This window comes from Mycobacterium sp. (genome assembly GCF_050701515.1).
Taxonomy (GTDB): Bacteria; Actinomycetota; Actinomycetes; order Mycobacteriales; family Mycobacteriaceae; genus Mycobacterium.
This window is the reverse complement of the sequence record NZ_JBOGDB010000296.1, coordinates 1-8131: the sequence shown is the minus strand read 5'-3', so window position 1 is coordinate 8131 and position 8131 is coordinate 1. Positions and strand designations below refer to the sequence as shown.

The window sequence follows — 8131 nt, the reverse complement described above, 5'->3', positions numbered from 1 at the left end:
ATCTCGTCTGGGCTCAGTCCCAGCCACTCGTGCAGGACCGTGGCAGTGTCGTCGCCGACCGCCGGGGCGGCCACTGCCGGTGGGTACGTGCCGTCGATCGACATCGGCAGTCCGGGCGCCATATACTCGCCGATGCGCGGCTGGTCGAGAGGTGTGAACATCGGATTCGCGGTAACACGCTCATCTGACGCCGCCTCGGCGAAGGTCCGATACCGCTCCCACAGCACCGAGGTCGCGGACAACCCCGCGGTGATCTCCTCGGCGGTGCGTGCGGAGAACCACTCGTTGAAGAGGCCGGTCAGCGCATCGCGGTGCCGGTATCGCTCGCCCTCGTCGGTGAAGTCGGCGCCGAGTGTTTCCGCCAGCGCGGCAACGGCTTTGGTGGTTCCGGTGAGCTCGGTCAGGTCGTGGAAATGCCGGTCGGTAAGCGCGACCACCATGAACGAGGCCCCGTCGCTGCTGATGAAGTCCTGGCCGTACTGGCCGTAGACCGAGTTGCCGATCCGCTCGCGCACGGTGCCGTTGATCATCGCCTCGGTGAAGAAGCTGAGATTGCCCGCCGTCGCCAGCGCCACGTTTTCCAGCGGAATGCTGATCCGCTGGCCCTGCCCGGAGCCGTCGCGGTGCCGCAGGGCGGTGACCACGGCGAGCGCCGCGTAGATTCCGCACGAGACGTCCCATGCCGGCAGCACGTGGTTAACGGGGGTGGCGAGCTCGGCCGGGCCGGTCACCATCGGAAATCCAATGGCGGCGTTGACGGTGTAGTCCACACCGGTCCCGCCGTCGGCACGGCCGGAGACCTCGACGTGGATCAGGTCGGGCCGGTCGCTGACCAAGGTGTCATACGAATGCCATTCCCGGCCAACCACATTGGTGATAAGCGCGCCGCTGTCCGCGATCAGCCGCCGAACCAGGCTCTGACCCTCCGGTGATCGCATGTCCACGGCCACCGAACGCTTGCCCTTGTTCAGCCCCGCCCAATAGATACTCGTCCCGTCGTCGGTGACCGGCCAGCGGCGGTAATCGGCCGCCCCGCCGATCGGGTCGACGCGAATCACCTCGGCGCCCAGCTGCGCCAGCGTCATCCCGGCCAACGGCACGGCGACGAAGCTGGAGATCTCCACGATCCGCACGCCGACCAGCGGTCTGGTCGCGTCAGGTGCACCGGTCATCGCGCTCAGTGTAGATTCACCCTCCGTTTATCAGGCGCGGGCGAGCTTCAACGCCGCGGCCTCGATGTCGTCCTCCGAGAGCAGCACATGCAGGGCGGCATCGCCCAGCGGAATGAAGCTGTCCTTGCTGGCGACCCGCTCTATTGCGCCGGTGTAACCGTGCTTCAGAAGTGTGGCGAGCACGCCTTCGCCCACGCCGCCGGTATCCCGGGTTTCGTCGGCGATCAATGTTCGTCGGGTGAGGTTGGCTTCGCGGATCATGTCGTCCACGGGCAGCGGTGCCAGCCACCGCAGGTCGACGACGCGGGCCCGGACGCCCAAGGTTTCCAGCCTGCGGGCCACCCGCAGGCTCATCCGCAGCCCGTTGGCGAAAGTGAGGATCGTCAGATCGGCGCCATCGCCATAGGTGCGCGCGCGCCCGATCGGAACTCCGGCGGCCGGGTAGGTAGCGAGCCAGCGCTCGTCGCCGTCCTCGTGCAGATCACGCGTGTGGTACAGCGCGATGGGCTCGATGAAGATGCAGACGACGCCGGCCGCCTTCGCCGCGGCCGCGCAGGTGTGCAGCATCGCAGCGGCGTCGTCGGGCCGTGCGGGTGACGCGATCACCACCCCGGGGATGTCGCGCATAGCGGCGATGGAGTTGTCGTTGTGAAAATGTCCGCCGAAACCCTTCTGGTATCCGTAGCCGGCCACCCGGACCACCATCGGATTGCGGTATTGGCGGTCGGAGAAGAACTGCAGTGTCGCCCCTTCACCCCGAATCTGGTCGGCGGTGTTGTGGAAATATGCGAGGTACTGGATCTCCGGTATCGGCAGCAGACCCGACACCCCGGCGCCAAGCGCGAGCCCCAATATCGACTGTTCGTCGAGCAAGGTGTCGAACACCCGAGCCGAGCTCGTCTTCCCGAGCAATCCGCGAGTGACGCCGTACACACCTCCCTTGCGGGCGACGTCTTGCCCGAAGATCATCGCCTCCGGATAGCGGTCCAGAATGTCCTGCAGCGCACGGTTGATCGCGAGCGCCACCGTCACCGGCGAATCAACCTGACCTGCCCTGACCGCGGCGGCGAGGGACGCCGGAAAGGTGGCAACGGCTTCGTCGAGGCTTGACTGCACCGGTGTCAGAACCGACGGTGCGTCGCCAAGTTGGGGGAATTCGGCGACCTCGCCGGCGAGCTCGATGACGTTGGCGCGCTTGGCCTCGTAGCTATCGAGCGCCTCCGTCGGTGTCAGAACACCTTGGGTGATCAACAGTTTCGCGGTACACAGCACCGGATCCCGGTCGAAATCACCGGCGATCTCGGCGGGCCGACGATAGGCAGGCTCGTAGTCGGAGCCGGCGTGTCCCATCAAGCGGACCATCCGCAAATGCAGGAAGGCGGGTCGGCGGTGGGTGCGTACCCAGCCGGCGGCGGCCGCCGCCGCATCGAACGTCGACGGCAGATCGGAGCCGTCAGCCTCGAAATAATTCAGCCCGTCACGGTTTCCGTAAGTCTGTGCGATCCATCCCGGCGGGGTCTTCACGCTGATGCCGATCTCGTTGTCCTCGCAGACGAACAACAATGGCATCGGTACGCCCTGGTATGCGGAGTGCAACGCGGCGTTGATCGCGCCGACCGCGGTGGAATGGTTCAGCGATGCGTCGCCGAAGCTGCACACCGTGATCGCGTCGTCGGGCCACGGGCAGGCCACACCGAGCTTCTTGGCGCGAGCGATGGAGAAGGCGACACCGATCGCGCGCGGGAGATGCGATGCGATGGTCGAGGTCTGCGGGATGATGTTCAGGTCGTGACGGCCGAACACCTTGTGCCGCCCGCCGGCAATCGGCTCCTCGCTGGCCGCCACCAGCCCCAGCAAGACGTCGCGCAGCGGCTCTCGACCGCCGACCTGGGCGGCGCGGGCCAAGAAGAAACCACCCGACCGGTAGTGCAGCAGCGCGGGATCGGTCGGGCGGCACGCGGCCGCGACGGCAGCATTGCCTTCATGGCCCGATGAGCCGATGGTGTAATACCCCTTGCCCTGCGACCGAAGCCAACGGGCAGCCAGATCCAGCTGGCGGCTGCCGAGCTGAGCGTCGAACAGCGCCATGCATTCCGACACCGTGAGGGATGAATCGTCGAGCACGGTGTCCTCGCCGGCGCGCCGAGGCGCCGACTCGGCCATCGCGGAGATGGTCGCTGTGAAGTAGTCGTCGATGGGTTCAGCCACCCCAGACTCCTGACTACCTGCCGTCGCGGTAGCGACTCGCGACGGTGTGCACGAACGACACGATATTGGTCGCGTCGCCGCCATCCGGATCCTGGTCCGGGTCGTAGATCGCGATGCTGCCGCCCACGCAGCTTCCGCCGAGCAGCACTGCGTGCACCAGATCGGTGAGCTCGGCCCAGGTCAGGCCGCCCGGCTCGTCCTCGACGCCGGGCAGCCCCTGTGCCGGGAACTCGACTGGGTCCAGTACGTCGAAATCGATGTGCAGCCACCAACGGTCGACGGTTCCAGCCAGGTGCGTGACCGCACGGCGCCCGGTGCATGCCGGGTCGTCGGCGACTTCGGCGAGCGGCGCCAGCCACACCCCGCTGTCGGCGAGCGTGCCGACGTTGAACTGCCCACGCCAGGCATCGTCGCGCGGACCGAGCACGACGAGCTGCTCCGGCCGCAACGCTGGGAGCCGATCGCCGAGCTCGCCCGTCAGCAGCCGTCCGGTCATCCCCAGCAGCAGCCCGATCTCGGCGTTGGCCGCCTCGCCGTCCTCGGAAACGTCGAGCGGCATGGTGTCCTCATGCCCGTCGATGAACACCAGCCCGACGTCGCCGAGATGGTCACGCAGACCCGTGACCACGCCCAGCAGCGCCGAGCAGTCCCCGCCGTAGACGAACGGGAACCGTCCGTCTTTGGCGGCCAGCCCGACCCGTTCGTTGAGCGCGTCGGTCATCGCCAGCAGCGCGGCCTCGTTGATCAGGCTGGTCGCCGCGCCGCGTTGCGGGTTCGGAGCGGGTAGCTCGAGGTCGTCATGACGCACGACGTGGTGGTGCTCGAAAGCGTCGAGCAGTCCGGCCGCGCGCAGTGCTGCCGCGGCCCGGGCCTGATTTCCCGGCCGGCCGTAGCCGTCGAACGGAACGCCGATCAGCTCGATCTCGGCCACCGGATCACCCCTCGATGATGATGGCGTTGTCGTCGCGGCTGATCAGCAGAACGCCGAGCGTCGCGCACGAACCTCAGTCTCTCACGCGCCAATCGAGCGCCTCTCCGGGTTTACAACTTGCATACTCATGGTAGGTTAATACCTACTGACGGTATGCAAGTTGAAATGGAGGCGCCAAATGTCCCAACCGGTCACTCACGACATTGATCTGAAGGCGATTTCGGAGCGCTACTTCGCCGCCTGGGCGGATCGCGACCCCGACGCGATCGTCGCGCTGCACACCGATGACACCCAGTTCTGGACTCACCTCGGCGGCGGTCCGGTTGTCGGCCGCGGCGCGGTGCGCGCCGCATTCGCCGAGCTGTTCGAGCGTTTTCCCGACTTCTCGTTCGAGACCTACCGCGTCCTCTACGGCGACGACCATTGGGTGCTCGACTGGGCGCTGATCTCCGGCGACATCCGATTCGACTGCCTCGACGCCGTCGTGGTGTCGCCCGACGGGCTCGTCGCCCGCAAGGACACCTTCGTCGACATGGTCCAGCTCCAGGCATCGCTCCCCGATCTCGATGTGCAAGCCGAGCGGGCGGAATCCAAAATCGCTGGGGCGGTGAACAAATGACAATGGCGCCCACGCAGACCGGCAAGCCCACCGACCAGCTGCCGCTAGTCGACGCGCTCCCGGTCGAGCACCTGTTCGACATGCATGTCGATCTCGAGCCCGCGCAGCCGATCGCCACTCCCCTCGGCGCCAGGATGACCTTCATCGCGAAGGGCGGTGTGATCGACGGGCCGAAACTGCGGGGTGAAATCCTGCCCGGCGGCGGCGACTGGCTCCTCGTCGGCAATGACGGCGCCGGCCGAGTGGACGTCCGCGCAACGCTCCGCACGCATGACGGTGTGCTCATCCACTACGAGACCCGCGGCATCATCAAGGTCCCGGCCGACGGCTTGGAACGCCTTGCCGCCGGCGAGGTGCTGCCGTTCGAGGAGACCTACGTGCGAACCACACCGAAGTTCGAGACCGCCGACGAGCGGTACGGATGGCTCAGCGTGGTGGTAGCCGTCGGCTACAACATCCTGTCGCCCAACCACATCGACTACCGGATCTACCAGCTGCTGTGACAACGTGATCAACGGTTATCGTGAGTCCGTGCCGACGAAGTTGGCGAGACGGACGCAGGCGGAGCGCCGTGAGGCAACCACGAGCGCCCTCGTCGATGCGGCCCGCGATCTCTTCGCCCAGGACGGATACGCCGCCACCTCGCTTGATGCGGTGGCCGCCAAGGCCCGCGTCACGAAGGGGGCCGTCTATCACCACTTCGAAAGCAAGCAGCAGCTGTTCGAGGCGGTCTTCGCCCGCGAGGTCGAGCGGCTGACCACGATGCTGCCGGTCGTGTACGCCGGCAAGAAGGATCCCTGGGATGCGGTCGAGGCCTGCTGCCGAGCCTTCCTGGAGCAGTGTCTCGAGCCCGGACTGCAGCGGATCATGCTGCTCGATGCCTTGGCTGCGATCGGCTGGGAGGCGGTGCGCCGCAAGGAAGCCCCGATGCTGGAGATGTTGGAGGTCGCGATCGCACGCGCGGTTGAAGCGGGGCGGATCGCGCCGCGGCCAGCCGCTCCACTCGCCCACTTCCTCTACGGGGCCATCTGCGAGACCGCCATGGTCGTCGCGCGCGCCGAGGACCAGAAGGCCGCCTACCGCAGGGCGGTCGCCGAATTGGGTCACGTCATGGGCGGCCTCCGACTCGACTAGCGCACCGGGAGGACCGTTAGATTGATCGGGTGCAGACCATCACGATCAATACCCCGGACGGTCCGATCGATGCGCTGTTGAGCGTTCCCGAAGGCCAGGGGCCATGGCCCGGGGTGGTGGTGATCCATGACGCGATCGCTCACGGGCCGGACAACGAGTCGATCTCGCGTCGGATCGCCGCAGCGGGATACATCGCCATCACGCCGAACATGTTCGCCCGCGGCGGCCGGGCCCGCTGCGTCACACGGGTCTTCCGGGAGCTGCTGACCAAGCGCGGCCGTGCACTCGACGACATCCTGGCCGCTCGGGAGCACCTGCTGGCCATGCCGCAAGCCGACGGCACGGTCGGCATCGCCGGTTTCTGTATGGGTGGCCAGTTCGCGCTGGTGATGTCCCCCAAAGGGTTTGGTGCCTCCGCGCCGTTCTACGGCACCCCGCTGCCGCGCAATCTCAGTGCGACGCTGGACGGGGCGTGTCCCATTGTGGCCAGCTTCGGCCGTCGCGACCCGCTCGGCATCGGTGCGGCCGCCAAGCTGGACAAGGTCGTCGAGGAGAAGAACATCCCCGCCGACATCAAGGTCTACCCCGACGCCGGGCACAGTTTCGCCAACCGGCTGCCCCGCCAGCCGCTGCTCCGCATCACTGGCTTCGGCTACAACGAGGCCGCGACCGGGGATGCCTGGTCTCGGGTCTTCGCGTTCTTCGGCGAACACCTACGAAGCGCTGGCAGCGCCGGCTGACCGACTACTCGGGCAGCCGCAGCTCGGGCTTTTCCACCTCTTCGATGTTGACGTCTTTGAAGGTGATCACCCGCACCTGCTTGACGAACCGGGCGGGCCGGTACATGTCCCAGACCCAGGCGTCGGCCAGGCGCAGCTCGAAGTACACCTCGCCCTCGGAATCGCGCGGCACCACCTCCACGCTGTTGGCCAGGTAAAACCGCCGCTCGGTCTCCACGACGTAGCTGAACTGCCCCACGATGTCCTTGTATTCGCGGTACAGCGAGAGCTCCATCTCGGTTTCGTACTTCTCGAGATCTTCGGCACTCATCGCTTCAGCAGTCCTTCGTGTTGGTCTAGCACTATCTTCCCTTACCCAACTTCGCCACGCTGCTCCGGTACGCACTCACCCACCAACTCCGTCACCACCCTGGTGCCGGTCGGTGTGGCCACCCGACGGACGTTGATGAACGAGTATCGGTGCTGGTTACAGGGGCCGAGCTGGGCCAGCGCCGCGCCGTGCGCGGGGGTGCTGTAGCCCTTGTGCTCGGCGAAGCCGTAGCCGGGGTGCTCGGCCTCCATCTTGACCATCAGCCGGTCGCGGCTGACCTTGGCCAGCACGCTGGCCGCCGCGATGCAGGCCGCGGCCGCGTCGCCGCCAACGACCGGCAGCGACGGCATCGGCAGGCCGGGCACCCGGAAGCCGTCGCTGAGCACATATCCCGGCCGCACGGACAGGCCCGCGACCGCCCGGCGCATGCCCTCGATATTGGCCACATGCACCCCCCGCCGATCCACCTCGGTGCACGGGATGAACACCACGTGATATGCCAGCGCATACCGCCGGATCAGGGGAAACAGCCGCTCGCGTTCCTTCTCGGTGAGCTTCTTGGAGTCGTCGAGGGCGGCCAGGCTCTCCAACCGGTTCGGCCCGAGCACGCACGCCGCGACAACCAACGGGCCTGCGCAGGCCCCCCGGCCGACCTCGTCGACGCCGGCCACCGGCCCAAGGCCTCCGCGGTACAGCGCCGACTCCAGCGTGCGCAGGCCGGAGGACTTGCGGATCACCGTTCGGGGCGGCCACGTCGCGGGCATCAGCCTCCCTTAAGACTATTGGGTCTGCGGGTTCACTTGGGGATTGTGGCTGCCGACCCCACCCCATCGCGACGGCGGCCAGGCGATGAACCGTGCCTTTCCGATCACATTCTCTATCGGAATCGTTCCGGCCTCCGGGTCGCCCGTGCAGAGCAGCCCGCGCTGCGCGTCTTCCGGCTTGTTGTCGCAGTGCACCCGCGAATCGGCCGAATGGGTGCGGTTGTCCCCCATCACCCACAGCCTGTCCTCGGGC

At 67.1% G+C, this 8131-nt stretch carries 10 protein-coding genes; 4 read left to right on the top strand and 6 right to left on the bottom strand.

Features of this window, described 5'->3' with window-relative positions; all coding sequences use genetic code 11:
* The 3 genes from ACRDU5_RS21835 to ACRDU5_RS21825 all read right to left on the bottom strand — a co-directional run.
* Window positions 1-1172, bottom strand: a 1172-nt coding sequence (locus tag ACRDU5_RS21835) for a CoA transferase (RefSeq protein ID WP_526617081.1), incomplete at its 3' end; no start/stop codon positions are given.
* Between the two features lie 30 nt (window positions 1173-1202).
* The gene (locus tag ACRDU5_RS21830) at window positions 1203-3380 is read right to left on the bottom strand and encodes a thiamine pyrophosphate-dependent enzyme (protein ID WP_526617080.1); all 2178 of its coding nucleotides are present in this window, start codon (window positions 3378-3380) and stop codon (window positions 1203-1205) included.
* 13 nt (window positions 3381-3393) lie between these two features.
* Window positions 3394-4311, bottom strand: a complete 918-nt coding sequence (locus ACRDU5_RS21825) for an arginase family protein (RefSeq protein WP_526617079.1) — start codon at window positions 4309-4311, stop codon at window positions 3394-3396.
* A 178-nt stretch (window positions 4312-4489) separates the two neighbouring features.
* Here ACRDU5_RS21825 and ACRDU5_RS21820 point away from each other — a divergent pair, with 178 nt between their 5' ends.
* From ACRDU5_RS21820 to ACRDU5_RS21805, 4 genes are read left to right on the top strand one after another with little or no spacing between them, the layout of a single operon-like run.
* Window positions 4490-4930, top strand: coding sequence for a nuclear transport factor 2 family protein (locus ACRDU5_RS21820; protein ID WP_526617078.1), 441 nt, complete (start codon window positions 4490-4492; stop codon window positions 4928-4930).
* A gap of 2 nt (window positions 4931-4932) precedes the next feature.
* The gene (locus ACRDU5_RS21815; protein WP_526617077.1) at window positions 4933-5433 is read left to right on the top strand and encodes a DUF3237 family protein; all 501 of its coding nucleotides are present in this window, start codon (window positions 4933-4935) and stop codon (window positions 5431-5433) included.
* Window positions 5434-5461: 28 nt separating this feature from the next.
* Window positions 5462-6064: a TetR/AcrR family transcriptional regulator gene (locus tag ACRDU5_RS21810; protein WP_526617076.1), complete on the top strand. Its 603-nt coding sequence runs from the start codon at window positions 5462-5464 to the stop codon at window positions 6062-6064.
* 29 nt (window positions 6065-6093) lie between these two features.
* Complete coding sequence (locus ACRDU5_RS21805; protein WP_526617075.1) at window positions 6094-6804, top strand: dienelactone hydrolase family protein; 711 nt, start codon at window positions 6094-6096, stop codon at window positions 6802-6804.
* Window positions 6805-6808: 4 nt separating this feature from the next.
* On the opposite strand, the gene ACRDU5_RS21800 is transcribed toward ACRDU5_RS21805, so the two are convergent.
* The 3 genes from ACRDU5_RS21800 to ACRDU5_RS21790 form a co-directional block, all read right to left on the bottom strand.
* Entirely contained in the window at window positions 6809-7114 is a 306-nt protein-coding gene (locus ACRDU5_RS21800) for a DUF2469 family protein (RefSeq protein ID WP_526617074.1), read from the bottom strand.
* Between the two features lie 41 nt (window positions 7115-7155).
* On the bottom strand, window positions 7156-7878 hold the full coding sequence (locus ACRDU5_RS21795) for a ribonuclease HII (protein WP_526617073.1): 723 nt from the start codon (window positions 7876-7878) through the stop codon (window positions 7156-7158).
* 15 nt (window positions 7879-7893) lie between these two features.
* A partial coding sequence (locus ACRDU5_RS21790; protein WP_526617072.1) for a S26 family signal peptidase occupies window positions 7894-8131 on the bottom strand: 238 nt, incomplete at its 5' end.